Here is a 26,817-nt window from a genome sequence, read left to right on the forward strand (position 1 = left end):
CGATGACCGCCCCGCCCACGAGACCCTCGTCGATCGCCGAACTGCGTCGGGTCGCCCAGCCGCCCGAGGTCCGCAGCAGGGCGAACGCCGAGCACTGGACGGCGTCGCTCTACCTCCGCGACCTGTCGCCGTACCTCACCTGGATGCTGCTCAAGACGAGCGTCACGGCCAACGGCGTCACCGGGCTCATGATCCTCACCGGGTGGGCCACCGCCGCCGCCCTCCTCGTCCCCGGGGTCGGGGGCGCCGCTCTGGCGCTCGTGCTCGGGCAGCTGCAGATGCTGGTCGACTGCAGCGACGGCGAGGTCGCCCGCTGGCGGCGGACCAGCTCGCCCGCGGGTGTGTTCCTGGACAAGGTGGGTCATTACTCCACCGAGGCCCTCATCCCCGTCGCCCTCGGCATCCGCGCGGCCGGGTACCCCTTCGACGCTCCCGGCGACTACCTGTGGACCACGCTCGGCTTCGCTCTGGCCCTCGTCATCGTGCTGAACAAGGCGCTGAACGACATGGTGCACGTCGCACGGGCCCACGCCGGCCTGACCCGACTCGAAGACAAACGGGGTGGGGTGAGCGCGCCCAGCAGCCGCCTCCTCTCGCGCCTGCGCGGCGCCGCCCGCTTCCTGCCGTTCCATCGTCTGTACCACTCCGTCGAGCTGACCATCCTCGCCTTCGCGGTGTCACTCGTCGGATTGGTCGTCGGCCAGCCGATCGCCGACCGTGTGCTCCTCTCGGTGCTCGTGCCGCTGGCTCTGCTCGCCCTCGTCGGGCACTTCGTCGCGATCATGGCGTCGAAGCGGGTGCGCTCCTGACCGGGTCCGGGCTGCCGCGCGTCGGGGTCGTCAGCCTCACGCAGGGGAGGCGCCCGGCCGAGCTCGAGGCGGGTCTGGCGAGTCTGCTCGCTCAGGAGGGCGTCGAGCTCGACATCGTCTGCGTCGGCAACGGGAGCGGCCCCGGCGACGTCCCGTCGGGCGTGCGCACCCTCGAGCTGGGCGACAACGTGGGCATCCCCGCGGGTCGGAACCGCGGCGCCGACCTCGTGACCGGCGAGTACGTGTTCTTCCTCGACGACGACGCGTCGTTGCCGTCGACCCGCTTCCTGGTCGACGCGGTCGCGATCCTCGAGAGCGATCGGGGCATCGGTCTGCTGCAGCCCCGGGTGATGGACGCCCAGGGGGCGGCCAACCCCCGCCGGTGGATCCCCCGACTGCGGAAGGGCGATCCCCGCACCTCGGGCGACGTGTTCTCGGTCTGGGAGGGCGCGACGCTCCTGCCCCGCGATGTCTTCGACGCCTGCGACGGATGGGGAGAGCCCTACTTCTACGCGCACGAGGGCATCGAGCTCGCCTGGAGGGTCTGGGCCCAGGGGCGCCGAGCGCACTACGAGGGTGGTCTCGTGGCCAATCACCCCGCCATCGACCCGACCCGTCATGGCGAGTACTACCGTCTGAACGCCCGCAACCGGGTCTGGCTCGCCAAGCGCAACCTGCCGTGGCCCCTCGTCCCCGTCTACGTGGCGTCGTGGACGGCCGTCCAGCTGCTGCGCTGGGGACGGACGCCGTCGAAGCTGAGGCCGTGGTTCGCCGGCTGGGCCGAGGGGTGGCGCAGCCGCCCCGGCGGCCGTCGGTCCATCGGTTGGGTAACGGTCGGGCGGATGACGAGGGCTGGTCGACCGCCGGTCATCTAGCCTGGAACGACGGCGGAGGCGTTCCGCCGTCGCCCCTCGAACGGAGATCGACCCTGTGGCATTGACCCGTGACCTCACGCTCGCCTGGAGTCTCGTCGGTCGACTCGCGAAGTCCCGTCGCAGCCGCCGAGCACTCGAACGGACCGACGCAGCAGGGCGGGCCCCGCTCGACGGCACGGTGCGGGTGGCCGTCTACTTCGCCGACACGTCCGTGAACATGTACCAGATCCGCCAGTGGTACGGCCCCCTGGCGCGTCTGAACGAGCGCTATCCCGTCGCCATCGTGGCGCGGTCTCCCGGTGCCACGGTCGAGCTGCTCGCCGAGTCGCCGGTGCCCGTGGTCTACGCCCGTCAGGTCGCAGACCTCGAGACGTTCGTCGCCTCCCAGCCCCTCGCGCTCACGCTCTACGTGAACCAGAACGCGAAGAACTTCCAGATGATGCGCTACGGCCGCATGTGGCACGTCTTCGTGAATCACGGCGAGAGCGACAAGATGTACATGACGACGAACCAGTTCAAGGCCTACGACTACGCCTTCGTCGCCGGCGACGCCGCGCTCGACCGGCTCTCCGCCAAACTCTGGGACTACGACCTCGAGAAGCGCGCCGTGCCGATCGGCCGCCCCCAGGCCGACCACGTGGCCGGTGTCGTGCCGTTCGAGGCCGACGGCAAGACCGTCGTGCTGTACGCCCCGACCTGGGAGGGCGATCGGTCGTCGGCCGCCTACGGCTCGATCGCGTCGCACGGCGTGGACCTCGTGTCGGCGCTGATCTCGACCGGCCGTCATCGGATCGTCTACCGACCCCACCCTCGGAGCGGAGTGGTCGACCGCGACTACCGGCGGGCGCACGAGACCATCGTGAAGGCGATCGCCGCCGCTAACCTCGCCGATCCATCGGCGCAGCACGTCTACGATTCGGGGTCCGAGCTCGGCTGGCAGCTCGTCGTGGCCGACGTCGCCATCACCGACATCTCGGCCATGGTCTACGACCGGCTGGCGACCGGCAAGCCCCTCGTCGTGACGCGCCCCGTGTCGCCCGATGCGGACGTCGACGAGCGAGGGTATCTCGGCGATGCGGAATGGCTCACGGCGGCCGGTGCCGGCGATGTCGCCGAGCTCGTCGATCGCGTGCAGGCGGATCCGGAGGCGCGGGGCAGGCTGGACCACTGGGTCACGCATCACTTCGGCGACACGACGCCCGGCATGGCGACGCAGCGATTCGAGGCCGCGGTCGCCCGTCTCGTCGCGCTGCGGGACGAGTACGCGGCGACGCATCCCGTCGACGCCGACTCCGTCCGCCCCGCGCAGGACGACGCTGACGGCGACATCGACTCCTGATCACGGGAACGAGTCGCCAGGCATTAGGCGCCTGTGGATGAATGCATGATGTATTCAGCATCTGGATAGAGATCGCTGCATCGCGTATCCATGAGGTATGCCTGAGCCGACGTCGACCGCCGCCCGCATCTTCGGAGACCGAGTCCGGGAGGAACGCCAGAGGCTGGGGCTCACTCAGGACGAGTTGGCGCACCTGGCGGGAATGAACGTCTCGAACTACGGCAAGATCGAGCGCGGGATCGGCAACCCCGTGCTCCACACGATCGTGAGACTGGCCGTCGTGGTCGGTGTCGACCCTTCGGTGCTGGTCACCGGGATGACAGCGGAGCACCTCCCGCCCGTGCTCGAGACCTTCACGGCTGCCGACTACGTGAAGGAGCGCACCGCGCGGCGGACGAGCTGAACCCGGGGTCGGCGATCAGAAGCTGAACCGCCAGAGGAACTCCTCTCGCGTCGGCCGGAACCAGCGGACCACCGCGATGGAGTTCTGCGTGAGCTCGGAGGCGATGACGCTGACCGACAGGGCGTCGCCGGGGTCGAGCCTGTTCGTGGCGACGGGGACGAGCAACCCGCACCCGAGGAGGGTGACCCTGATGCCGAGGACGGGCTCGCCCGCCACATTGACCAGACGATGGACCCTGGGGGCCTTCGACCGATCGACGTGGAAGGGGACTGCGTAGGCGGTGGCTGTACTGGTCATGGCCCCACGGTAAGGAGCGCGACCGACGTCAGCCCCTCCAGCCTGTGGACGGCGTCCTCCTGTGGAGGGTCGCGATGGGCCAGCGGCGAGACGACGGGAGCGGACGGCCCCGGGGGTCTCAGGCGTCGAGGTCTGCTGCGAAGAACTGCGGGGCGGGGCCGAAGGCGTCGCGCGCGCTCATCACGACCTTCCGTCCGAGGAGGTGGTTGCCCGTGCCGCCCACCACGGCGCCGATGCCGAACGGGACGGCCCGCCCGATCACCGTGGCGGTCTGCGATGCGGCGAACCGACGGACGAACGACTTGCGGACCGAGTCGGTGAGACCGCTGATGGCGGCCTTGGGCAGCTTCTGCGTGACGAGCTCGCCCCAGAAGGCGGATCGCGCCGGCGCCGTCCCGAGGGCCTCGCCGGCGAACTGACGGACCAGGCTCGCCCCGGGAGCCCCCATCATCATCGCCATGACGAGGGCACGGGCTCGGTCGGGATCGGTGATGGCGATGCCGTGCACCTCGGTGACCGACTGGGCGAAGAGGGCGCTGGCTTCGAGGAACCCCGCGGTCTCGACACCCGACAACGCCAACGAGACGCCCCAGCCGACACCCGGGATGACGGCGCTCGCGCCCACCGCGGCGCCACCGGTCGTGACGGCGGTCAGGTACTCGCGCTCGAGGATCCGGATGAGCTTCTCGGGGGTCGCCTTCTTGTGACGACGACGCAGTGTCCGGACGTGCCGTACGACGACGGGTCGCTGGATGGCCAGGAGACGATCGAGGCGCTGGAGCCACGGCGACTCGGCGAACACCTCGCCGGATTCGTCACGACCCGACTCGACCTCCGTCCCCTGGGCGGGGACGACGGGGACGACGGGGACGACGGGGGTCACGGGGGACGACGGATCGTGCTTCGGGCGCATCGCTCGACCTTACGCCGCGGGCCGGGGAGGATGATCCGAGTTGTAGCGGGACAGTGCTTCGGCGAGTGGGCCGTCGAAGACCAGTGCGCCCTTGTCGAGATACAGCCCGCGGGTGCAGAACCGCGTGAGGTCGCGCTCGTTGTGCGAGACGAGGAAGAGCGTCCGCCCGGCGGCCAGCATCTCCTCGATGCGGCGGTAGCACTTCTCGCGGAAGGCCTTGTCTCCGACGGCGAGCACCTCGTCGACGAGGATGACGGGCTCCTCGAGTCGGGAGATGACCGCGAAGGCGATGCGTACCTTCATGCCGCTCGACAGGTGCTTGTAGGGCGTGTCGACGAAGGCGGCGATCTCGGCGAAGTCGATGATCTCGTCGAACCGCGCGTCGATCTCCGCACGGGTCATGCCGTGCAGCCCGGCCGTCAGGTAGACGTTGTCGCGCACCGTCAGGTCGGCGACGAAGCCTCCGGTGATCTCGATCAGGGGTGCGACCCCGCCCTCGACCGCGACCGTCCCCGTGTCGGGCAGGATGACTTCGGCGACCAGCTTCAGGAGGGTCGACTTGCCTTGGCCGTTCCGGCCCACGACACCGATGGCCTCGCCGGCGTGCACGTCGAAGGAGACGTCTCTCAGAGCCCAGAACTCGCCGGGACGGGAGCGGCGGCTGCTGTCGGCGAACAGGTCCTTGAAGGAGCGACGACCGCGGCGGTTGCGCCGGAATCGTATTCCGACTCCCTCGACGCGGATGACGGGATCGCCGGGCTGTCGAGTCGCGCTGGGGGCGGGCATGTCAGATCTCCTTCAGGACTGCGCGCTCGCTCGCCCGGAAGACGACCAGGCCGATGCCGAGGATGAGGATGCTCATGCCGGCCCCGACGAGCACCTCGAGCAGGTCCAGCTGGTCGGGGAAGAACGCCGCGCGGTACAAGCCGAATATGCCGCTCAGCGGGTTGAAGGCCGCGAGGAGGTGGAGGCTCTCGGGGAGGTTCTGAGTCCCGTAGATGATCGGCGAGGCGTAGAAGAGGAACCGGAGTGCGAGTTTCGTGGCCCTCTCGAGATCGCGGAAGAAGACCACGAGCGGGGCGACGATGAGGCCGACACCGGTGACCAGGATCGCCTGCATCACGATGGCCAGGGGGAAGTAGACCACCTGCCAGTGCAGCTCGGCCTTGGCCACGATGGCGAACAGCGCGAGGACCGGCAGGCTCAGGAGGAACTCGATGCCCTTGGAGGCGACGAGCCTGTTCACCCAGATGGTGCGCGGGATCTTGGTCGATCGGACGAGCTTGGACTCGCGGATGAACGCCCTCGTGCTGTCGGAGACCGCTCCGTTGAACCACATCCAGGCCAGGAGTCCGCTGAGCAGGAAGACGATGTAGGGGTCTTCTCCGACGTCGCGCTCGAAGACGACCGTGAAGACGAAGAAGTAGATGCCGGCCATGACCAGCGGATCGAGGATCGACCAGATGTAACCGAGAGCCGAGGTGGAGTAGCGGACACGGAGGTCGCGGGTGGTCAAGAGCCACAACGTCTGCCGGTACCGCGTGAAGGCGCTGCGCGGCGGACGTTCGATCATGGCTTGGCTCACGGGTGTCCTTCGTCGATCAGGACACCCACCTCAGACCTGCGTCGATCAGACGAAGAGGTTCGCGCGCTCCAGGTCTTCGGCGAAGTCGACCTCGACGGCGTAGAGGTCGGAGATGTCCACGGGCTCAAAGAGTAGCCCGTCCTGCTCGATCGCCAGTTCGATGCCACGCTCGAAGTAGTCCTGGTTGTCGACCTTGTTCAGCTGACGCATCAGGACGGCCTTGTCGGCGCGGGAGACGTAGTTGATCCCGACTGCCTCGCCGAGACCGCCGACGACCTGCTTGGAGAGCTGGGCGATGAAGCCCTCGGCGTCGGTCGTGTACTTGACCTCCTCGTCGGAGACCTTCGAGGTGTTGACGGTGACGAACGACTGATCGGCGCGGACCTGGCGTGCGGCGCGGCGGAGCGCCTCGGGGTCGAAGACGACGTCGCCGTTCATCCAGAGGACACCGCCGGAGGCGCTGGCCCGGAGGGCGCGCAGCAGGCTCTTGGACGTGTTGGTCTGGTCGTACTGCTCGTTGTAGACGAACGCGGCCGAGGGGAACGCCTCGACGATGTGCTCGAACTTGTAGCCGACGACGACGGTGGTCCGTGCTTCGGGGCCGAAGGCCTCGTGGATGTTGTCGAACTGCTGACGCATGATGGTGCGGCCGTCGTTGAGTTCGGTGAGCGCCTTGGGCAGCGAACGGCCGAGGCGGCTTCCGAGGCCGGCGGCCAGGATGACGACCTGCTGGGGTGCTGTCGAGTCGGTTCTGCTCACGTCTTGTCTCCTCACAGGGGCGAGGTCGGGCGAGCCGACTCTCTGGGTGACCCGGCGGAGGATCCCGGCCGTCTCTGGCTCGGGTCCGTCTCGTGTTCGAGCGGTGTTCACCGCGGGGTCTCGATCTGGACACGTCGTTGTGCCTGGGGAGTCTATCGCGGGGGGCGCTTCTGGCGGTAGTGTCCGCACCCTCTTCGTTTCCCATTCGTGATGCGCCCCGGTAGGCCGTGCCGGTCCACGCGCGTTGGTACGGTTGACCGATGGCTGTGACGACGGACGACGAACAGGGCGACGAGCGCGCCGACGACTCGCCCCGTTCGGGCGACTCGGACGACGGCCGGACGGACACCACGACGGGGACTGCGATTCAGGGGGACGACATGGACGGCGACGGCATCGAGACCGGCCGCGGGGGCGACGAAGCGGTGGCGCCGACGCCGACCGTCCGACCAGGTGGTCGTGCTCCGCGTCGCCCCGCGACGCCACGCTCTGCGGCCGATCGCTCCGCCGCCGCGAAGAAGGCGGCCGCGACCCGGGCCGCGAACGCCCGCGCACGGGCCGCCGAGGCGGCCGCCCGCGCGGCCGCCGAGGAGCTCGCCGCACGCGAGGCTGCAGCCGTTCAGGCGCAGGAGGACGCGACCACCGTCGCGGACGACGACGTCGCCGGTGATGAGGCTGAGCTCGTCGCCGAGACGGACGAGACCCTGGAGGCCGACAAGGCCACCGACACCGACCAGGACACCGTCACCGACGAGGCCACGGACACCGACAAGGCCACGGACACCGTGGAGGCCGTCGAGTCCGACGAGACCGTGGAGGCCTCCGAGGACGACGAGACGACCGCGGTGCGGGCTGACGCCGACGCAGTCGTCGGCACTCGAGACGAGGCGACCGGGCCCGAGCCCGTCGTCGGCACCCGAGACGAGGCGACCGGGTCCGAGTCCGACGTCGAGAAGGTCGTCGCCGTCGACGGGACCGATGCGCAGGAGGCCCCCGTCGTCGACGAGGCGACCCGCGCCTCCTCGGAGGCCGTCGAGGCGCCGGTCGTCCTGTCCATCTCGGGTCTCGTGAAGCGCTACGGCGCCACGACCGCCGTCGACGGCATCGATCTCGAGGTGAGAGCGGGTTCGTTCTACGGCATCGTCGGCCCGAACGGGGCCGGCAAGACCACGACCCTGTCGATCGTCACCGGTCTGCTGCGCCCCGACGAGGGCAGAGTCAGCGTGCTCGGCAGCGACGTCTGGTCCGATCCGGCCGCAGCGAAGCGCGCCCTCGGCGTGCTGCCCGACCGGCTCCGGCTCTTCGACCGTCTGACGGGTGCTCAGCTCCTCTACTACTCGGCGACTCTGCGGGGGCTCGACGGATCGACGGCGCGCAAGCGCACATCGGACCTCGCAACGGCCTTCGGCCTGCAGGACGCACTCGGGCGGCTCGTCAGCGACTACTCGGTCGGCATGACGAAGAAGCTCGCCATCGCGGCCGCCATCATCCATTCGCCGCGGGTGCTCGTCCTGGACGAGCCCTTCGAGTCGGTGGACCCGGTGTCGGCGCAGACCGTGACCGACGTGTTGCAGCGCTACGTGGCGGGCGGGGGCACCGTCGTCCTGTCGAGCCACAGCATGGATCTCGTCGAGCGCATCTGCGACAGCGTCGCCGTCATCGTCGACGGTCACGTGCTGGCCAGCGGGACGGTCGACGAGGTCCGTGCCGGGCGCTCACTCGAGCAGACGTTCGTCGAACTGGCCGGCGGTCGGGCCGTCACGGAGGGCATGGAATGGTTGCAGAGCTTCTCCGACTGAGGCTCCAGACGATCGCCAACACGGTGCGCTTCGGTACGCGTGCGCTGCTCGCCGCCGTCGTCTCGGTCCTCGTCGTCCTCCTCTCGTCCTCCGCGCTCTCGGCTCTGGCCGGCGGGCTCCGCGGTTCGTCGCTCGACGACGTCCGGGCCCTCGTCGTCGGTGGGGGCTCGCTGCTCCTGCTCGGCTACTTCGTCGTGCCGTTCGCACGGGTGCGCCCGCCCTGGGCCGATCCACGCCGGCTCGCCCTCGTCGGCACGCCTGAGCCGGCCGCCGCCGCAGGGCTGGCACTCGGTGCCCTCATCGGGCTCCCCGCCTTCGCGCTCGTCGTGCTGTCGCCCGGGTACGTCCGTGCCTGGGAGGGCACCGGGGCGTCGGCGTCCGTCGCCGTGGTGGCCGCCGTCGCCGCGGGTGCGACGGCCTTCCTCCTGTCGCTGGTCTCGTCCACGCTCAACACCGTCGTGCTCACCTCGCGTCGGTCGCGGCAGTTCCTCCTGGGCGGGGGAGTCCTCGTGGCCCTGCTCGTCGTGCCGTTGATCGTCGATCTGGTCCGCGCCTCCTGGACGGGCTCCGCACCCACCGGCGTGCTGGCCGGGATCCTCGCCTGGACGCCGTTCGGAGCGGCCCTCGCACTGCCCGGGCACGCCGCCGAGGGCGACACCGCACGGGTCGTGTTCGATGCGCTCATCGCGGCGGCCTCGCTGGCGGGGCTCTGGTGCGCCTGGCGCGGGCTCGTCGCCCGAGCGTTCGTCGATCGGCCCGAACCCGAGCTCGACGACGACACAAGCGGTCTCGGATGGTTCGAGTTCGTGCCGGCCACGCCGATCGGCGCGGTGGCCGCCCGGAGCCTGACGTACTGGATGCGCGACGCGCGTTACCGGATGTCCCTCGTCGTCATCCCGATCATCCCTCTGCTCGTGATCCCGCTGGGCATCGCGGGCGTGAGCTGGAACTGGCTGGCGCTCGTCCCGGTGCCGCTGATGTGCCTGATCGTCGGGTTCCTGCCGCACAACGACGTCGCCTACGACAGCACGGCGCTGTGGCTGCACGTGGCCGCCGACACGAAGGGGTCGTCCGACCGGATCGGTCGACTCGCGCCGCCCCTCCTCATCGGCATCCCTCTCGTCGTCATCGGCTCCGCCGTCGCGGTCTGGGCCTTCGGCGACTGGCGCGCCCTCTGGTCGGAGATCGGGATCGGGTCCGCCCTGCTGCTCAGCGGACTCGGCCTCTCCAGCGTCATGTCGGCGGCCATGCCCTACGCGACCGTGCGTCCGCACGACGATCCGTTCCAGCAGCCCCAGTCGAGCGGCTCGTCGTCGGTGCTCGCCCAGACGCTGATGATCGGCGGGGCGCTCGTCTCGGCCGTCCCCGCGCTCTGCTTCGCGGCCCTCGACCTCTTCGGCGGCGACACGTCGGCGGGTCCGTGGTCGATGGTGTCCGGTATCGCGGTGGGTCTGGTCGTGCTGATCGTCGGGGTCGTCGTCGGCTCCCGCGTGTTCACGAGGCGCGCGCCCGAGCTGCTGGCCTCCGCTCTCCGCAGCTGACGGCGCGATCCGAGGGGCAGCCCCTCGACGCGGGTGCGGCCCGGCGTCGTACCATGGTCGGCATGAGCAACACGGAAACCGGCGGTGGCCTCGATGTCCTCGATCGCGAACTCGAGAAGCTCCTCAACGAGGAGAACATCGACCCGGGCGATCACGAGCGCTTCTCACACTACGTCAAGAAGGACAAGATCATGGAGTCCGCCTTGAGCGGCAAGCCCGTCAAGGCGCTCTGCGGCAAGAAGTGGACTCCCGGTCGCGACCCGGAGAAGTTCCCGGTCTGCCCGACGTGCCGCGACATCTACGAGAAGATGACGAAAGAGTAGAACCGCGCACCACCTGATCGTGGCGCCAGGGCACCCCTCGCCCGATCAGGCGTAGACGGTCGGGATGACGGGTTCGCCGCGACCGAGGCGGAATGCGCCGGCAGGCAGCTCGGCGACCGCGGTGCGCCTGTGCTCGCGTGCTCGCTGGACACCGGCGTGACCCATGAAGCGCTCGTCGACGACGCCGCCGGTGACCAGCGGGACGAGCAGGGCGCGTTCACCGTCGGCGGTCTCGTGGTCGCCCACGCGGACGAGCTCGGTGGTGGCGACGCCGCCGGACAGCACCCGCACGGGAGCCTTTCGGCCGCCGACGCTCGCCTTGTCCGCCGACTTCTTCGCGACGGAGAGCCACGCGCCGTCGTCGCCCCGGCGGGCGACGAGCTTGTAGACCATCCCCGCGGCCGGGTGCCCGGATCCGGAGACCACCGACGTGCCGACTCCGTAACTGTCGACGGGCGCGGCTCGCAGGGCGGCGATCGTGTACTCGTCGAGGTCGTTGGTGACCGTGATGCGGGTGCCGGTGGCCCCGAGGCCGTCGAGCTGACGACGCACCTGCGCCACGAGCGAGGGCAGGTCGCCGCTGTCGATGCGCACGGCGCCGAGGCCCGTGCCCGCGACCTCGACGGCCGTGCGGACCGCCTTCTCGATGTCGTAGGTGTCGACGAGCAGAGTCGTGCCCGAGCCGAGGGTGGCGACCTGCGCTCGGAAGGCCTCCTCCTCGCTGTCGTGCAGCAGGGTGAAGGCGTGCGCGGCCGTCCCCATGGTGGGGACGCCCCAGGTGCGACCGGCCTCGAGGTTGCTCGTGGCGTCGAAGCCCGCGATGTAGGCGGCTCGGGCGGCGGCCACGGCGCTCCGCTCGCCGGTGCGTCGCGAGCCCATCTCGGCGAGGGGGCGACCGTCGGCTGCGGCCACCATCCGCGCTGCGGCGCCGGCCACCGCCGAGTCGTAGTTGAAGACGCTGAGCGCGAGCGTCTCGAGCAGGACCCCCTCGGCGAAGGTCGATTCGACCACCAGGATCGGCGAGCCGGGCAGATAGACCTCGCCCTCGGCGTAGCCGTGCACGTCGCCCGAGAACCGGTAGTCGGCGAGCCAGTCGATCGTGGCGCCGTCGACGATGCGCTCGTCGCGGAGCCAAGACAGCTCGGCGTCGCCGAATCGGAAGCGGGTCAGCTCGTCGAGGAACCTGCCCGTCCCGGCCACGACGCCGTAGCGGCGCCCCTCGGGGAGGCGACGGGCGAACACCTCGAAGACGCTGTCGCGGTGGGCGGTGCCGGCGCGGAGCGCGGCCTCGACCATCGTCAGCTCGTACCGGTCGGTCAGCAGTGCACTGGTCACGGACTCAGCCTAGGCCGCGCGAGCCGGGCGGACCGCACGAGCCGGGTAGGCTGGGCGACCGTGACGGACGCACCCATCGGAGTCTTCGACAGCGGGGTCGGGGGGCTGACGGTGTCCCGGGCCATCATCGACCAGCTGCCCCGCGAGTCCATCCTCTACGTCGGCGACACCGTCCACTCGCCCTACGGACCGAAGCCGATCGCGACGGTGCGCGAGTACGCCCTCGCCGTCATGGACGACCTCGTCGAGCAGGGCGTCAAGCTGCTGGTCATCGCGTGCAACACCGCGTCGGCAGCCGTCCTCCGAGACGCTCGCGAGCGCTACACGATCGGCCGGGGCATCCCGGTCGTCGAGGTCATCCAGCCCGCCGTCCGGTCGGCGGTCAAGCAGACCAGGGCGAGACGCATCGGCGTGATCGGCACCGAGGGGACCATCAACTCGCGCGCTTACGAGGACGCCTTCGCGGCGGCGGCCGACCTCGAGCTCTTCACCCGGGCGTGCCCCCGGTTCGTCGAGTTCGTCGAGGCGGGCGACACGTCGAGCGCCGAGCTGCGGGCCGTCGCCGAGCAGTACCTCGCCCCGCTCCGCGACGCCCGGGTCGACACCCTCGTGCTCGGCTGCACCCACTACCCCCTGATGTCCGCGGCCATCCAGTACGTGATGGGGCCTGACGTCCATCTGGTCTCGAGCGCCGACGAGACGGCCGCCGACGTCTACCGCACCCTCGTCGACCACGACCTCGAGGCCCCGGCGGGCAGCGTGCCCCGCTACGAGTTCGAGGCGACCGGCGACGACCAGGGGTCGTTCCTCCGTCTCGCCAAGCGCTTCCTGGGGCCCGAGATATCCCGGGTCGGCCATCTCGAGACCGGCGCGATCGACCTCCCCCCACGACCTTCCCGCACGACCGAGCAGGGGCCGAGCACCGGCCCGAGGAGAACAGCATGAGCGACGACACGACCACCAGCACCAGCACCAGCACGATCGTCCGCGCCGACGGTCGACGGGTCGACGACCTCCGCACCGTCACCATCGAGAAGGGCTGGAGCTCGCAGGCCGAGGGCAGTGCGCTGGTCTCGTTCGGCGACACGAAGGTGCTCTGCACCGCGTCGTTCACGAACGGCGTCCCCCGGTGGCTCACGGGCAAGGGCAAGGGCTGGGTGACCGCCGAGTACTCGATGCTGCCGCGGGCCACCAACTCGCGCAACGACCGCGAGAGCGTCAAGGGCAAGATCGGCGGTCGCACCCACGAGATCTCCCGTCTGATCGGTCGCAGCCTGCGTGCGGTCGTCGACACGAAGGCTCTCGGCGAGAACACGATCGTGCTCGACTGCGACGTGCTGCAGGCCGACGGCGGCACCCGCACCGCGGCGATCACGGGCGCCTACGTGGCTCTCGCGCAGGCCATCGAATGGGGTCGCGAGAAGAAGTTCATCGCGCAGAAGGCCTCGCCCCTGACCGACAGCGTCTCGGCCGTGTCCGTCGGCATCATCGACGGCGAGCCGATGCTCGATCTCGCCTACGTCGAGGACGTCCGCGCCGAGACCGACATGAACGTCGTGGTCACGGGCAGCGGTCTCTTCGTCGAGGTGCAGGGCACGGCCGAGGGCGCGCCCTTCGACCGTCGCGAGCTGGGCGAGCTGCTCGACCTCGCCGTCGCGGGCGCCGCCGATCTCACGCGCATCCAGCTCGAGGTGCTCGGCAAGTGACGAAGGTCGTCATCGCCACGCACAACCAGGGCAAGGTGGCCGAGCTCCGACTGCTGCTGGCCGAGACGGCGCCGGGCGTCGAACTGGTCGCCTACGACGGACCGGAGCCCGTCGAAGACGGCGACAGCTTCGTGGCCAACGCGCTGATCAAGGCGCGGGCGGCCGCCGAGCACACCGGGCTCCCCGCGCTCGCCGACGACAGCGGCATCTCGGCCGCCGCCCTCGACGGCGCGCCGGGCATCCACTCGGCGCGCTACGCCGGCACCCGAGACGCCGACGACAACATCGACAAGCTGCTCCGCGAGGTCTCGGCCCACGACGACCGCTCCGTCTGGTTCTCGTGCGCGGCCGCGCTCGTCGTACCCGGCGAGGAGGCGTCCGAGCACGTCGAGTCGGGGGAGTGGCGGGGGACCCTGCTGGAGGCGCGGGTCGGCTCGAACGGACACGGCTACGATCCGGTCTTCCGCCCCGACGGCGAGACCCGGAGCGCGGCCGAGCTGACGACCGACGAGAAGAACGCGGTCAGTCACCGTGCGAGGGCGTTCCGGGCGATCGCGCCCTACGTGGCGGCGCTGGCGGACTGAGTCGACCCGCGCCTCCTCGGCGTCAGCCCTGGTGAGGCATGCCCGAGACCTCGGACGCGCCGGACAGGTCGACGTCGTCGGATCCGCCGGTCGGCCCGGTCTTCTTGGCCTGGTGCACGCCGTGGAGGTAGTGGATCGCGATCGGGACGACGGTGGCCAGCACCGCGCCGAGCAGGATCAGATCGATGTACGAGCTGACGAAGTCCGCGATCGGGGGGATGTGCCCGATGCCGAAGCCCAGCAGGGTGATGCCCATTCCCCAGACGACCGCCCCGATCGCGTTGAAGAGCGAGTAGCGGCGGTAGCTCATGTGGCCGACGCCCGCCATGATCGGCGCGAAGGTGCGGACGACCGGCACGAACCGCGCGATGATGACGGCCATCGGGCCGAACCGCTCGAAGAAGGCGTTCGTGCGGTTCACGTTCGCGACGCTGAAGAGACCGCTCTCCTTCCGCTCGAAGATCCGAGGGCCGACCTTGTGTCCGATCAGATAGCCGAGCTCGCCCCCCGCGAAGGCGGCGATGCTGATGAAGACGGCGATCAGCCAGATCGGCATGCCGAGGGCGCCCGGGTTCGTGGCCGCCAGGATGCCCGTGATGATCAGCAGGGTGTCGCCCGGGAACAGGAACCCGATGAGCAGTCCGGTCTCGGCGAAGACCAGGACGCAGACGCCGAGCACGGCCCACGGGCCGAACGCCGAGAGGAGGTACTCGGGGTCGAGCCAGGGGATGGAGACGAGGGGCAGCATCGGGTTGTTCTCCGGTCGGGTCGAGTGCGGGAGAAGGGACTTGAACCCTCACGCTCGAAAGCACAGGAACCTAAATCCTGCGTGTCTGCCAATTCCACCACTCCCGCGGCAGGGTCAGTGTAGCGAGCCGCTCGACGGGAACGCGATCGCCTGCCGGCACCGGACGGGCAGGAGGCGCTACCGCTGCGACCGGGGCACGTGCGGCGAGTACCGGGGCACGTAGCGCACCAGGATCGCCGCGCCGATCAGCCCGAGCACGCCCATCACGCCGCTGGCCACCGAGATCGAGACGAGGGCCGTCACGGCCGAGATCAGCAGGGGCGCACCGGCGCTGCCCGCGTCGCCCGTGAAGCGCCAGGCGCCGAGGAACGGCGCGGGGTCGCGCTCGTCGGCGAGATCGGCACCCAGGGTCATGAGGATGCCGCTGCCCACCCCGTTGGCGAGCGACATGAAGACCGCGACGGCGACGAACCACCCCACCCGGGCGTCGAGGTCGTGGGTCAGCGAGAGGGTCAGGTACGAGACCCCCAGGCCCACCATGCAGGGCACGGCGCTCCAGAGGCGGCCGAAACGGTCCATGATCTGACCGCTCGTGTAGAAGAGCGCGAAGTCCACCGCGCCCGCGACGCCGATGATGATCGCCGTCTCGGACGCCCCGAGTCCGATGCTGACGGCCCACAGGGGGAGCATGACCTGCCTGCCGGAGCGCATGGCCCCGATCAGAGCGGCACCGCTGCCGAGCTTTACCAGCACCCCGCGGTGTCTCCAGAGCGTCGCGAAGAGCCCCTGGCGCTCCAGGGCGACGAGATCGGGCTCGTCGGAGGCCCGACGCGCGGCGGGGCGCTCGCCGAACGAGGCCGCCGGATCGCGCAGGACGAGCAGCGACACGGCCGCGCCGAGGCAGCCCACGATGTGCACCACGAACGCGGACTGCACGCTGCCGGTGAGCTCGATCACCCCCGCCGAGAGGAACGGCCCCACGAAGTAGCCCAGCCGGAAGACGCCGCCGAGGCTCGACAGGGCGCGGGCGCGGATGGCGACGGGCACGAAGCTCGTCATGAACGCGTGCCGAGCCAGGGCGAACACCGCGGTCGCCAGACCGATCACCAGCACGCCGATCGCCAGGACGACCTCGTTCGGGGCGAGGAGGCAGGTCACCAGCCCGCCGATGCTGACCAGGGAGGCGCCGATCATGCTGCTGCGCTCGCCGACCCGCGAGACCAGCCAGCCGCTCGGGATGTCGCCGATCAGCTCGCCCACGAGGATGAGCGCCGCGACGAACGCGGCGAACGGCAGGGAGGCGCCGAGTCCGCTCGCGACGACGGGGATGATCGGGATGATGGCGCCCTCGCCGATCGCGAACAGGGCCGCGGGGAGGAAGGCGGCCAGAGCCACCGACCGCATGCTGAAGTCGGGCGCGGAGTCGGTCATGTCGTCGGCCAGACTAGCTCCGCCCCGGCGGGGGCCCGTCCGCTGCGTACACTTGTCGGATGAAGGTTCTTGCAGCGATGAGTGGCGGCGTCGACTCGGCGGTCGCCGCAGCGAGGGCTGTCGAGGCCGGTCACGACGTCGTGGGGGTCCACCTGGCGCTCAGCCGGATGCCGGGCACCCTGCGGACGGGCAGCCGCGGCTGCTGCACCATCGAAGACAGTATGGACGCGCAACGGGCGGCCAACAAGATCGGCATCCCCTACTACGTCTGGGACTTCAGCGAGCGGTTCAAGCTCGACGTCGTCGACGACTTCGTCGCCGAGTACACGGCGGGCCGCACCCCGAACCCCTGTATGCGCTGCAACGAGCGCATCAAGTTCGCCGCCCTGCTCGAGAAGGCGCTCGCCCTCGGCTTCGACGCGGTCTGCACGGGGCACTACGCGACCATCCTCACCGACGACCAGGGCAATCGCGAGCTGCACCGCGCCTCCGCGTGGGCCAAAGACCAGTCGTACGTGCTCGGGGTGCTGACGACCGAGCAGCTGGCGCACTCGATGTTCCCGCTCGGGGCGACGCCGTCGAAGGCCGAGGTGCGCGCCGAGGCCGCCGAGCGCGGCTTCAGCGTCGCCACGAAGCCCGACAGCCACGACATCTGCTTCATCCCCGACGGCGACACCCGCGGCTGGCTGGCCGACCGGGTCGGGGCCGAGACGGGCGAGATCCTCGACCGCAGCGGTTCCGTCATCGGCAGCCACGAGGGCGCGCACGCCTTCACCGTCGGTCAGCGCAAGGGGCTCAACATCGGGTTCCCGGCGGACGACGGCAAGCCCCGGTTCGTGCTCGAGGTGCGTCCGGTCGACAACACCGTCGTGGTCGGGCCGAAGGAGGCCCTCGACATCGCGGAGATCGCAGGCGGCTCGTTCACCTGGGCCGGTCTGCCGCCGGTCGACCCGACCACCGCGTTCGACTGCGATGTGCAGATCCGCGCGCACGCCGATCCCGTTCCCGCGGTCGCGCGGGTGTCGGTGGTCGAGGGTAAGACTGAACTCGTGATCACACCTCGCGAACCCCTCAACGGAGTCGCCCCCGGGCAGACCGCCGTCGTCTACGTCGGCACCCGGGTGCTCGGCCAGTGCACCATCGACCGCACGGTCAGCGCCGTGCCGGTCCCGGCCGTCGTCGCCTGAGCAGCCGGCCATGAGCGACAGCGACGCCGTTCCCGCCGACCTCGCCGAGGCACGTGACGAGGCCGAGGGTCTCACCGCACGGATCCTCGATCTCCGCGACCAGTACTACGAGTCGAACGCTTCGACGGTGTCGGACTCCGAGTACGACGCCCTGGTGCGGAGGCTGGACGCGATCGAGCGGGCGCACCCCGAGCTCCAGAAAGACGACAGCCCCACGCAGACCGTCGGCGGCCGGGCCGAGACCACGCAGTTCGCCCCGGTCGAGCACGCCGAGCGCATGCTCAGCCTCGACAACGTCTTCAGCGACGACGAGCTGGCCGAGTGGGCCGCGAAGGTGCAGCGCGACTCGGGGTCCGAGCGCGTCCGGTTCCTGACCGAGCTGAAGATCGACGGTCTCGCCATCAACCTCCGCTACGAGAACGGCGTGCTCGTCACCGCCGCCACCCGCGGCGACGGTGTCGTCGGCGAGGACGTCACGGGCAACGTGCTCGTGATGGGCTCGATCCCCGAGCGCCTGTCGGGCACGGGTCACCCGCCCCTGGTCGAGGTGCGCGGCGAGATCTTCTTCCCCGTCAGCCAGTTCGACGAGTTGAACGCGCAGCAGCGCGAGGCAGGCGAGCGGGTCTTCGCCAATCCCCGCAACGCGGCCGCCGGGTCGCTCCGTCAGAAGGAGGAGGGCAAGAGCCCCGAGAAGCGCGAGCTGATGCACGCCCGCCTCCGTCGCCTGCGGATGCTGGTGCACGGCATCGGCGCGTGGCCGGTCGGCGACCTCGAACGCGCCACCGAGGTGCGTTCGCAGTCGGAGGTCTACGAGCTGCTGGGTGGCTGGGGTCTGCCCATCTCGACGCACCATCGGGTGTTCGACACGGTCGCCGACGTGCAGGCGTTCATCCACGACTACGGAGTGAGGCGCGCGTCGGTCGAGCACCAGATCGACGGCATCGTGATCAAGGTCGACGACCTGGCGCTGCACGAAGAGCTGGGCTCGACGAGTCGTGCGCCACGGTGGGCCACCGCGTTCAAGTACCCGCCCGAAGAGGTCAACACGACTCTGCTCGACATCGTCGTCAGCGTGGGGCGCACCGGTCGGGCGACGCCGTTCGCCGTCATGGAGAAGGTCGAGGTGGCCGGTAGCGAGGTGCGGCAGGCGACACTGCACAACCAGCAGGTCGTCAAGGCCAAGGGCGTGCTGATCGGCGACACCGTCGTGCTGCGCAAGGCCGGCGACGTCATCCCCGAGGTGCTGGGGCCGGTCATCGAGCTGCGGGACGGCACGGAGCGCGAGTTCGTCATGCCGACCGACTGCCCCGAGTGCGGCACACCGCTCCGACCCGCCAAAGAGGGCGACATCGACCTCCGCTGCCCCAATGCCCAGAGCTGCCCCGCGCAGGTGCGCGGTCGGGTCGAGCACATCGCGTCGCGGGGGTCGCTCGACGTCGAGGGGCTCGGCGAGGTCGCCGCCGCGGCGCTGACCCAGCCCGTGGAGCCCGCCGAGCCGCCGCTCCGCACCGAGGCGGGGCTGTTCGACCTCACGATGGCCGACATCTTCCCGGTGAGGGTCGTCGTCCGCGATTCCGAGACCGGCATGCAGAAGCTCGAGGCCGACGGGGCTCCCAAGCTGGTGACGCCGTTCCGGCGTCGGCGGACGAAGCGGGACGGCCCGTTCGACCCCGACGCCGACGGGTTCTCGGGCGACGAGACGTCCGTCCCGTCCAAGAGCGCCCTCGAGATGCTCGGCAACCTCGACAAGGCGAAGACGAGCCCGCTCTGGCGCATCCTCGTGGGTCTCAGCATCCGCCACGTCGGTCCGGTGGCCGCACGAGCTCTCGCGAACCACTTCGGCTCGCTCGACGCCATCCGATCCGCCGACCGCGACGAGCTGGCGGCCGTCGACGGCGTCGGCGGCATCATCGCCGACGCCCTGATCGACTGGTTCTCCGTCGACTGGCACGTCGAGATCATCGACCGGTGGGCCGCCGCTGGGGTGCAGTTCGCCACGCCCGGGCATCCGGGGCCGGGGGCTGCCGAGACGGCCGGCGGGGTGCTCTCCGGGCTGACGGTCGTCGCCACCGGGAGTCTCGAGGGGTTCAGTCGAGAGGGAGCCCAGGAGGCCATCCTCGCCGCCGGCGGCAAGGCGGGCAACAGCGTCAGCAAGAAGACCGACTTCGTCGCCGCCGGGCCGGGGGCCGGTTCGAAGCTGACGAAGGCGGAGGCTCTCGGCGTCCGCATCATCGACGCAGCGCAGTTCCATGTCCTCCTTAAGGAGGGCCCGACGGGGCTGGCCGAGCCCGAAACGGGGGACGATACCGACATCGAGGCGTAGCGCATCTGGTGGGGCGTCATCGGCTCCCCCTACGATATGAGCGCACATCGTCTTCGGGCTGTAGGGGGTTCGGGGTACAGGTGTGCCTCGAGGGGGAAGACCCGACGTGCTGTTCCTCGCTACAGCAATCCTTTCCGCATCGATCCACCTCCTCGGAGCGATCGATGCACCGGCGACATCGGTCGTGCCGTCCGAGGCCGTGTCGACGGCTCACGCCGAGGTCGAGACCGCTCTCGTCTCCGCGAGTGCGACCGTGCCAGCACGGGTTCCGGCCTGGGCGGGACCCGAGGCGGGGGAGTCCGCCGACGCGGTCGCCCTGGCGTGCGGTGGAGAGACGACCGAGGGCGTCGACGGGGCGGGTTGCCTCGGTGAGCTGACCCGCGCCTCCTCGGAGTCCGTGCGGTCGTTCGCTTCGCACCTGGACTCCGCGGGAGACGACGTCAGTGCACTGTCGGCCGCGGTGACCGCCGACGTCGAAGCCGACGTCGTCGGCGACTGGTGGGGAGCCCTCGACCCGTCGCGACGGAACGAGCTCATCGCGCTGGCACCCGGTCTCGTGGGCAACCTCGAGGGGGTGCCCTACGGCGTGCGCGACGGAGCGAACCGGGTCTTCCTGAGCGAGGCCGTGGCGGCCGTGGACGACCGTCTCGCGAGCGGCGAGGCCGGCCCTGACGACGTCGCCCGCGCCGCGATGCTCGCCGCCGTCGGCGAGGCCCTCGCCGATCGCACCAGCGGAGCGGCCGACCGGCAGCTCGTCCTGCTCGACACGGTCATGCCGGGTCGGGTCGCGGTGTCGATCGGGGATCTCGACGCGGCCGACGACGTCAGCATCCTGGTGCCGGGGATGCTCTACGGGGTGACCGGTCAGGTCGTCGACTGGTCGATCACGGCCGGTGGGCTCTACGACGAGCAGTCGAGCTGGGCGGGCCTGCCGTCCGGACGGGCGGCCGCCGACGCCCCCTCGACCGCCGTCGTCGCGTGGATGGGCTACCGCACGCCCGATCTGACCAACGTGTACTCGCTCGACCTCGCCCGGGTCGGCGCCGGGCACCTGGTGGACTCGCTCGCCGGGCTCGACGCCGCACGCTCGGCGCACCCCGCGAGGGTCACCGTGGTCGCGCACTCGTACGGTTCGACGACCGCGACCCTCGCGCTGTCGTCCGGGCGGACCGTCGTCGACTCGCTCGTGCTGCTCGGCTCGCCCGGGAGCGTCGTCGAGACGTCGACCCAGCTCGCCGTGCACGGCAGCGACGTCTACGCGGCGGCGGGCAGCTTCGACCCGGTGGCCGGCAGCGGCGTCTTCGGCGCCGACCCCGGGTCGCCCGGGTTCGGCGCGGTGATGCTGCACACCGGGGGAGGCCTCGACGGCGTGACCGGAGAGGCCCTCGCCGCGGCGCTCGGGCACAACGACTACCTGCGCCCCGGCACCGAGTCGCTCCGCAGCATCGCCCTGATCGGGCTCGGTCGCGGCGACCTCGTCGACTCCGACGAACGCACCCCGGGCACCGGAGGCCCGGTGCTCCCCGACATCACGCTCGTGCGCCCGCAGGATCTCTACGCCCGCGACTGAGAAGGCGCAGGAGGCGCGGGTCGACTCGCACCGCGCCTCCTCGGTCGGAGCCTCCCCGTAGAATCGACGGCGACCCCCAAGCGCAGTACCCCCACACGATCCCTGTGACGGAGCACCATGTCTGACATCACGCGCGAGCAGGTCGAGCACCTCGCCGGTCTCGCCCGAATCGCCCTCACCGCCGACGAGATCGACACGATGACCCGAGAGCTCGGGCAGATCGTCGACAACGTCGCGAAGGTGGCCGAGGTCGCCACCGACGACGTCCCCGCGACGAGCCACCCCATCCCGCTCGAGAACGTCTTCCGCCCCGATGTCGTGGGCGAGACGCTCACGGCCGAGCAGGCGCTGTCCGGCGCCCCCGACCACGACGGCTCGCGCTTCAGAGTGAGCGCCATCCTCGGAGAAGAGCAGTAGAGATGACCGACACCGCAAGCCTCATCCGCCTCAGCGCGGCCGACCTCTCCGTCAAGCTCGGCTCCGGCGAGGTCTCGTCCGTGGAGGCCACGCAGGCGCACCTCGACCGCATCGCCGCGGTCGACGGCGACGTCCACGCCTTCCTGCACGTCAGCGACGCCGCCCTGGCCACGGCCGCCGACGTCGACCGCCGTCGCGCCGCCGGCGAGCCCCTCGGGCCGCTGGCCGGTGTGCCGATCGCCGTCAAGGACGTCCTCTGCACCATCGACATGCCGTCGACCTCGGGCAGCCGCATCCTCGAGGGCTGGGTGCCGCCCTACGACGCCACGGTCGTCAAGAAGCTCCGCGCCGCGGACCTCGTGCCGCTCGGCAAGACGAACATGGACGAGTTCGCGATGGGCTCGTCGACCGAGTTCTCGGCGTACGGCCCGACGCACAACCCGTGGTCGCTCGACCGCATCCCCGGTGGCTCGGGCGGCGGCTCGGCCGCGGCGGTCGCGGCCTTCGAGGCGCCCCTCGCGCTCGGCAGCGACACCGGCGGCTCCATCCGTCAGCCGGGCGCCGTCACCGGCACCGTGGGCGTCAAGCCCACCTACGGCTCCGTCAGCCGGTACGGCGCCATCGCCCTCGCCAGCTCGCTCGATCAGGTCGGTCCGGTCAGCCGCACCGTGCTCGACTCCGCCCTGCTGCACGACGTCATCAAGGGCCACGACCCGCGCGACTCCACGTCGCTCCGTGACGAATGGCCGTCGTTCACCGACGCCGCTCGCGCCGGTCTCGCCGGCGGCGCCCTGAAGGGCGTCCGCATCGGCGTCGTCAAGGAGCTGAACGGCGAGGGGTTCCAGGGCGGGGTCAAGACGCGCTTCACCGAGGCTCTCGATCTGCTCACGGCGGCGGGTGCGGAGATCGTCGAGATCTCGGCGCCGAGCTTCGAGTACGCGATCAGCGCCTACTACCTCATCCTGCCGGCCGAGGCCTCGAGCAACCTCGCCAAGTTCGACTCCGTCCGCTTCGGCATGCGCGTCGTGCCCGAGGGCGGCGGCACCGTCGAGGACGTCATGGCCGCGACCCGCGAGGCCGGCTTCGGCCCCGAGGTGAAGCGCCGCATCATCCTCGGCACCTACGCGCTGAGCGCGGGGTACTACGACGCCTACTACGGCAGCGCCCAGAAGGTCCGGACCCTCGTGCAGCGCGACTTCGCGAAGGCGTTCGCCGAGGTCGACGTGCTCGTGTCGCCGTCCGCTCCGACCACGGCGTTCCCGCTCGGCTCGAAGATCGACGACCCGCTGGCGATGTACCTGAACGACATCACGACGATCCCGGCGAACCTCGCAGGAATCCCCGGCATCACGATCCCGATGGGGCTCGCCGCCGAAGACGGTCTGCCCGTCGGGTTGCAGTTCATGGCTCCGGCCCGTGAGGACGCCCGCCTCTACACCTACGGCGCCGCACTCGAGCAGCTGCTCGAGCAGAGCTGGGGACGCACCCTCATCTCGCAGGCACCCGATCTCAGCAGCACCGAACAGCACGCCGCCACCGAGGGAGTCATCTGATGGCCAAGGCAGACCTGATGGACTACGACGAGGCGCTGCAGAGGTTCGAGGTCGTGCTCGGCTTCGAGGTGCACGTCGAGCTCGCCACGAAGACGAAGATGTTCTCGGACGCCCCGAACTTCTTCGGCGGTGCCCCGAACACCAATGTGACCCCGGTCGACCTCGGCCTGCCGGGCTCGCTGCCCGTCGTCAACGAGCAGGCCGTCCGCTACTCGATCAGCCTCGGGCTCGCCCTGGGCTGCTCGATCGCCGAGAGCTCGCGCTTCGCCCGGAAGAACTACTTCTACCCCGACAACCCCAAGAACTACCAGGTCAGCCAGTTCGACGAGCCGATCGCCTACGAAGGCGAGGTCGAGGTCGAGCTGCCCGACGGCACCGTCTTCCGGATCCCGATCGAGCGGGCCCACATGGAGGAGGACGCCGGCAAGCTGACGCACGTCGGCGGTTCGACCGGGCGCATCCAGGGCGCCGAGTACTCGCTGGTCGACTACAACCGCGCCGGCATCCCGCTCGTCGAGATCGTGACCAAGCCCATCATCGGCGCGGGCGCGCTGGGCCCCGAGCTGGGCGCCGCGTACGTGTCGACCATCCGCGACATCGTGCGCTCGCTCGGTGTCAGCGAGGCGCGCATGGAGCGCGGCAACCTGCGCTGCGACGCGAACGTCTCGCTGCGCCCCCACGGCCAGGAGAAGCTCGGCACCCGCACCGAGACCAAGAACGTCAACTCGTTCCGCTCGGTCGAGCGCGCGGTGCGCTACGAGATCCAGCGGCAGGCCGCCATCCTCGCCTCGGGCGGCACCATCACCCAGGAGACCCGCCACTGGCACGAAGACACCGGTCGCACGTCGGCGGGTCGTCCGAAGAGCGACGCCGACGACTACCGCTACTTCCCCGAGCCCGACCTGCTGCCCGTCGTGCCTCCCCGTGAGCTGATCGAAGAGCTCCGACTCGCCCTGCCGGAGGCCCCGGTGGCCCTCCGTCGCCGGCTGAAGGCCGAATGGGGCTTCGCCGACCTCGAGTTCCAGGACGTCGTGAACTCGGGCATGCTGACCGAACTCGTCGAGACCGTCCAGGCCGGCGCCTCACCGCAGGCGGCGCGCAAGTGGTGGACGGGCGAGATCGCCCGTCTGGCGAACGCCCGAGGCGTCGAACCGTCGACCCTCGTGTCCCCACTGCACGTCAGCGAGCTCATCGCGCTCATCGAGTCGGGCGATCTGACCGATCGCCTCGCGCGTCAGGTGCTCGAAGGCGTCGTGGCGGGCGAGGGCGCACCCGGCGAGGTCGTCGAGAAGCGCGGGCTCAAGGTCGTCTCCGACGACGGCGCGCTCATCGCGGCGATCGACGAGGCCCTGGCCGGTCAGCCCGACGTCCTCGCGAAGATCCGCGACGGCAAGGTGCAGGCCGCCGGCGCCGTCATCGGCGCGGTGATGAAGGCCATGAAGGGCCAGGCCGACGCGGCCCGCGTGCGCGAGCTGGTGCTCGAGCGCGCTCAGGCCTGACGACCGGCGGCACGAGCATCGCCGTCGACGGGGGAGCCGCCGTGATCGAGCAGGTGCCTGCGCGTCGGCACGAGCGCGACGGCGACCGATGAGCGTGCCCCGGTGGATCCGACCCGCCGCCCCGGTCGGGGTGGCGGTCATGGGTCTCGCCGTCGTCGTGGCCGTCGCGGCGACGTGGCTGCCCCTGCGCGTCGTCGTCATCCGCACGACGGACGGTGCCGGGGCGGCGTTCGCGAGCAGGTCGGACCTCCTCCTGGTCGCCGTCGCGGTCGCCGTCGTGATCCTGATCGCGTATCTGGTCTCGGCCGCCGCGCTCGCCTGGACGCCCGCACGGCACCTGCTCGTGCCCCGCGCCTCCTACTGGAAGCACGAGTCCCGACGCCGTGAGCTGCGCCGTCGACTCGCCAGCCACCTCGCCCGAGGCACTGCGGCGGGGCTCTGGTTCGTCGCCGCGCTGATCGTCGTGGCACTCGTCGGCCAGTCCGGTGGTGCCGTCGCCGCATGGTGGATCCCGCTCGCGGTGTCCGTCGTCTACGTCGTGGGGATGCTCGTCTGGCTCAGCTGGGTGCTCACCGGCGGATTCGCTCCGCCGCGGCGATCGGCGCAGACGGGAACGACGGCCGCGCGGTCGACTCCCGCACGCGCCGCCGAGGGCGCGGCGCAGGGGGTCTCACGCCGGTCACCCCCTCGAGACGGGCCCTCTCGCGACGCCCCGGCCCGCGTGGCTCAGCCCCGCGCGGCTCAGCCCCGCGCGGCTCAGCCCCGCGCGGTCGGGGCGAAGGCCGCGTCCCCCGTGGGTCGCACCTCGCCGCGGCCCGGCGAGCGTCGCCGGTCCGACGAGGCCGGGGCGTCGAAGAGCCCGCCTCGCCCCTACCAGCCATCACCGAGACCGCAACCCCGAACCCGACCCGAACCACCGCAGAGAGGTCCATCGCCCCGTGACTGACGACCGATACGGAGACGACGTGCTGAGCGGCGACTGGAAGCGCTCGAAGCGGCCGGTCGCGACGCCGACCGACGCCGTCCGCGATCTGGTCGTCGAGGACTCCGCGAGCGGCTTCACCGGGGCCGTCGTGCGGGTCTCGGCGGGCCTGGTCGAGCTGGAGGACTGGAAGGGCCGCGTGCGGGCGTTCCCGCTGTCGGGATCGTTCCTGATCGACGGCGCGCCCGTGGCGCTGCGGGTGCCGCGGGCGGCGCCGGCCGGCCGGGCACGCACCGCGTCGGGATCGTTCGCCGTCGACGGGGCCCGTGCCCGGGTCGCCCGCGAGAGCCGGATCTTCGTCGAAGGACGTCACGACGCCGAGCTGGTCGAGAAGGTATGGGGCTCCGACCTGCGGATCGAGGGCGTCGTCGTCGAGTACCTCGAGGGCGTCGACCACCTGGCCGAGGTGCTCGCGGAGTTCCGTCCGTCGCCCACCCGGCGGGTGGGCGTGCTGGTCGACCACCTCGTCGCCGGCTCGAAGGAGAGCCGGATCGCCGACTCCGTCATGGCGGGGCCGTCGGGGGCGGGCGTGCTCGTCGTCGGGCACCCGTTCGTCGACGTCTGGCAGGCGGTCAGGCCCGCGCGCGTCGGTCTCGCCGAGTGGCCCGCGGTGCCCCGCTCGATCGAATGGAAGCACGGCATCTGCGACGCGCTCGGCTGGCCGCACGACGACCAGGCCGACATCGCCGCCGCCTGGCAGCGGATCCTCGGGCGGGTGCGGACCTTCGCCGACCTCGAACCCGCTCTGCTCGGCCCCGTCGAGCGACTGATCGACTTCGTCACCGTCGACTGACGGCACCCGGGCCCCGACCCGGTGAATCGCCCGGGGGTACGCGGTC

General features: G+C 70.8%; 26 protein-coding genes and 1 tRNA gene. 18 read left to right on the forward strand and 9 right to left on the reverse strand.

Translation table 11 applies throughout. From position 1 onward, the window contains the following. Positions 1-2 precede the first annotated feature (2 nt). From SOM13_RS01105 to SOM13_RS01120, 4 genes are all read left to right on the forward strand, one after another. Positions 3-809: a CDP-alcohol phosphatidyltransferase family protein gene (locus SOM13_RS01105; protein WP_320478665.1), complete on the forward strand. Its 807-nt coding sequence runs from the start codon at positions 3-5 to the stop codon at positions 807-809. Further along, complete coding sequence (locus SOM13_RS01110; RefSeq protein ID WP_414655505.1) at positions 806-1,684, forward strand: glycosyltransferase family 2 protein; 879 nt, start codon at positions 806-808, stop codon at positions 1,682-1,684. The genes SOM13_RS01105 and SOM13_RS01110 overlap by 4 nt, the downstream gene beginning before the upstream one ends. 55 nt (positions 1,685-1,739) lie before the next feature. After that, positions 1,740-3,023: a CDP-glycerol glycerophosphotransferase family protein gene (locus tag SOM13_RS01115; protein WP_414655502.1), complete on the forward strand. Its 1,284-nt coding sequence runs from the start codon at positions 1,740-1,742 to the stop codon at positions 3,021-3,023. A gap of 97 nt (positions 3,024-3,120) precedes the next feature. Next, positions 3,121-3,426, forward strand: coding sequence for a helix-turn-helix domain-containing protein (locus SOM13_RS01120; protein WP_192059812.1), 306 nt, complete (start codon positions 3,121-3,123; stop codon positions 3,424-3,426). Positions 3,427-3,441: 15 nt separating this feature from the next. On the opposite strand, the gene SOM13_RS01125 is transcribed toward SOM13_RS01120, so the two are convergent. The 5 genes from SOM13_RS01125 to SOM13_RS01145 all read right to left on the reverse strand — a co-directional run bounded on the left by SOM13_RS01125 (position 3,442) and on the right by SOM13_RS01145 (position 6,980). Then, on the reverse strand, positions 3,442-3,723 hold the full coding sequence (locus SOM13_RS01125; RefSeq protein ID WP_320478667.1) for a hypothetical protein: 282 nt from the start codon (positions 3,721-3,723) through the stop codon (positions 3,442-3,444). Positions 3,724-3,841: 118 nt separating this feature from the next. Continuing rightward, positions 3,842-4,636: a hypothetical protein gene (locus tag SOM13_RS01130; protein WP_320478668.1), complete on the reverse strand. Its 795-nt coding sequence runs from the start codon at positions 4,634-4,636 to the stop codon at positions 3,842-3,844. 9 nt (positions 4,637-4,645) lie between these two features. Next, entirely contained in the window at positions 4,646-5,422 is a 777-nt protein-coding gene (locus SOM13_RS01135) for an ABC transporter ATP-binding protein (protein ID WP_192059818.1), read from the reverse strand. A gap of 1 nt (position 5,423) precedes the next feature. Beyond that, positions 5,424-6,209, reverse strand: a complete 786-nt coding sequence (locus tag SOM13_RS01140) for an ABC transporter permease (RefSeq protein WP_192060190.1) — start codon at positions 6,207-6,209, stop codon at positions 5,424-5,426. A 57-nt stretch (positions 6,210-6,266) separates the two neighbouring features. Continuing rightward, positions 6,267-6,980, reverse strand: coding sequence for a phosphocholine cytidylyltransferase family protein (locus tag SOM13_RS01145; protein ID WP_320478669.1), 714 nt, complete (start codon positions 6,978-6,980; stop codon positions 6,267-6,269). Positions 6,981-7,240: 260 nt separating this feature from the next. Between SOM13_RS01145 and SOM13_RS01150 the strand changes: the two genes are divergently transcribed. From SOM13_RS01150 to SOM13_RS01160, 3 genes are all read left to right on the forward strand, one after another. Next, complete coding sequence (locus tag SOM13_RS01150; protein ID WP_320478670.1) at positions 7,241-8,779, forward strand: ABC transporter ATP-binding protein; 1,539 nt, start codon at positions 7,241-7,243, stop codon at positions 8,777-8,779. Further along, positions 8,755-10,320, forward strand: a complete 1,566-nt coding sequence (locus SOM13_RS01155) for an ABC transporter permease (protein ID WP_320478671.1) — start codon at positions 8,755-8,757, stop codon at positions 10,318-10,320. The genes SOM13_RS01150 and SOM13_RS01155 overlap by 25 nt, the downstream gene beginning before the upstream one ends. A gap of 62 nt (positions 10,321-10,382) precedes the next feature. Next, complete coding sequence (locus tag SOM13_RS01160; RefSeq protein WP_192059824.1) at positions 10,383-10,643, forward strand: DUF3039 domain-containing protein; 261 nt, start codon at positions 10,383-10,385, stop codon at positions 10,641-10,643. 45 nt (positions 10,644-10,688) lie between these two features. Here the strand turns inward: SOM13_RS01160 and SOM13_RS01165 are convergent, their stop codons facing one another. Then, the gene (locus SOM13_RS01165) at positions 10,689-11,978 is read right to left on the reverse strand and encodes a nicotinate phosphoribosyltransferase (RefSeq protein WP_320478672.1); all 1,290 of its coding nucleotides are present in this window, start codon (positions 11,976-11,978) and stop codon (positions 10,689-10,691) included. Positions 11,979-12,038: 60 nt separating this feature from the next. Here SOM13_RS01165 and murI point away from each other — a divergent pair, with 60 nt between their 5' ends. The 3 genes from murI to rdgB are packed head-to-tail and all read left to right on the forward strand — an operon-like array spanning position 12,039 to position 14,268. Then, the gene (gene murI / locus SOM13_RS01170; protein ID WP_192059828.1) at positions 12,039-12,923 is read left to right on the forward strand and encodes a glutamate racemase; all 885 of its coding nucleotides are present in this window, start codon (positions 12,039-12,041) and stop codon (positions 12,921-12,923) included. Next, a complete protein-coding gene (rph, locus tag SOM13_RS01175) occupies positions 12,920-13,684 on the forward strand; it encodes a ribonuclease PH (protein ID WP_320478673.1) in 765 nt (254 codons plus the stop codon). Before murI ends, rph begins: the two co-directional genes overlap by 4 nt. Next, positions 13,681-14,268, forward strand: coding sequence for an RdgB/HAM1 family non-canonical purine NTP pyrophosphatase (rdgB, locus tag SOM13_RS01180; RefSeq protein ID WP_192059832.1), 588 nt, complete (start codon positions 13,681-13,683; stop codon positions 14,266-14,268). Before rph ends, rdgB begins: the two co-directional genes overlap by 4 nt. Positions 14,269-14,290: 22 nt before the next feature. On the opposite strand, the gene SOM13_RS01185 is transcribed toward rdgB, so the two are convergent. The 3 genes from SOM13_RS01185 to SOM13_RS01195 form a co-directional block, all read right to left on the reverse strand. Next, positions 14,291-15,016, reverse strand: coding sequence for a DedA family protein (locus SOM13_RS01185; protein ID WP_320478674.1), 726 nt, complete (start codon positions 15,014-15,016; stop codon positions 14,291-14,293). 25 nt (positions 15,017-15,041) lie between these two features. Further along, a tRNA-Leu gene (locus SOM13_RS01190) sits at positions 15,042-15,123 on the reverse strand. A gap of 70 nt (positions 15,124-15,193) precedes the next feature. Next, positions 15,194-16,447, reverse strand: coding sequence for an MFS transporter (locus SOM13_RS01195; protein ID WP_320478675.1), 1,254 nt, complete (start codon positions 16,445-16,447; stop codon positions 15,194-15,196). A gap of 59 nt (positions 16,448-16,506) precedes the next feature. Here SOM13_RS01195 and mnmA point away from each other — a divergent pair, with 59 nt between their 5' ends. From mnmA to SOM13_RS01235, 8 genes are all read left to right on the forward strand, one after another. Further along, positions 16,507-17,634 carry a tRNA 2-thiouridine(34) synthase MnmA gene (gene mnmA / locus SOM13_RS01200; RefSeq protein ID WP_320476978.1) on the forward strand — a complete coding sequence of 376 codons (1,128 nt, stop codon included), beginning with the start codon at positions 16,507-16,509 and terminating at the stop codon, positions 17,632-17,634. A gap of 10 nt (positions 17,635-17,644) precedes the next feature. Then, positions 17,645-19,957, forward strand: a complete 2,313-nt coding sequence (gene ligA, locus SOM13_RS01205; protein ID WP_192059841.1) for an NAD-dependent DNA ligase LigA — start codon at positions 17,645-17,647, stop codon at positions 19,955-19,957. A gap of 184 nt (positions 19,958-20,141) precedes the next feature. Beyond that, positions 20,142-21,527 (forward strand): alpha/beta hydrolase, encoded by a 1,386-nt coding sequence (locus SOM13_RS01210; RefSeq protein ID WP_243215223.1) that lies wholly within the window; start codon positions 20,142-20,144, stop codon positions 21,525-21,527. 117 nt (positions 21,528-21,644) lie between these two features. Beyond that, positions 21,645-21,944 (forward strand): Asp-tRNA(Asn)/Glu-tRNA(Gln) amidotransferase subunit GatC, encoded by a 300-nt coding sequence (gatC, locus tag SOM13_RS01215; RefSeq protein ID WP_055794582.1) that lies wholly within the window; start codon positions 21,645-21,647, stop codon positions 21,942-21,944. 2 nt (positions 21,945-21,946) lie between these two features. Then, complete coding sequence (gatA, locus tag SOM13_RS01220; protein WP_192059845.1) at positions 21,947-23,497, forward strand: Asp-tRNA(Asn)/Glu-tRNA(Gln) amidotransferase subunit GatA; 1,551 nt, start codon at positions 21,947-21,949, stop codon at positions 23,495-23,497. Further along, positions 23,497-24,996 (forward strand): Asp-tRNA(Asn)/Glu-tRNA(Gln) amidotransferase subunit GatB, encoded by a 1,500-nt coding sequence (gatB, locus tag SOM13_RS01225; RefSeq protein ID WP_320478676.1) that lies wholly within the window; start codon positions 23,497-23,499, stop codon positions 24,994-24,996. Before gatA ends, gatB begins: the two co-directional genes overlap by 1 nt. A gap of 88 nt (positions 24,997-25,084) precedes the next feature. Further along, entirely contained in the window at positions 25,085-25,942 is an 858-nt protein-coding gene (locus SOM13_RS01230; RefSeq protein WP_320478677.1) for a hypothetical protein, read from the forward strand. Beyond that, positions 25,935-26,771, forward strand: coding sequence for a DUF3097 domain-containing protein (locus tag SOM13_RS01235; RefSeq protein ID WP_243215221.1), 837 nt, complete (start codon positions 25,935-25,937; stop codon positions 26,769-26,771). The genes SOM13_RS01230 and SOM13_RS01235 overlap by 8 nt, the downstream gene beginning before the upstream one ends. Positions 26,772-26,817: the final 46 nt, after the last annotated feature.

This window comes from Frigoribacterium sp. CFBP9030 (genome assembly GCF_034045195.1).
GTDB lineage: Bacteria > Actinomycetota > Actinomycetes > Actinomycetales > Microbacteriaceae > Frigoribacterium.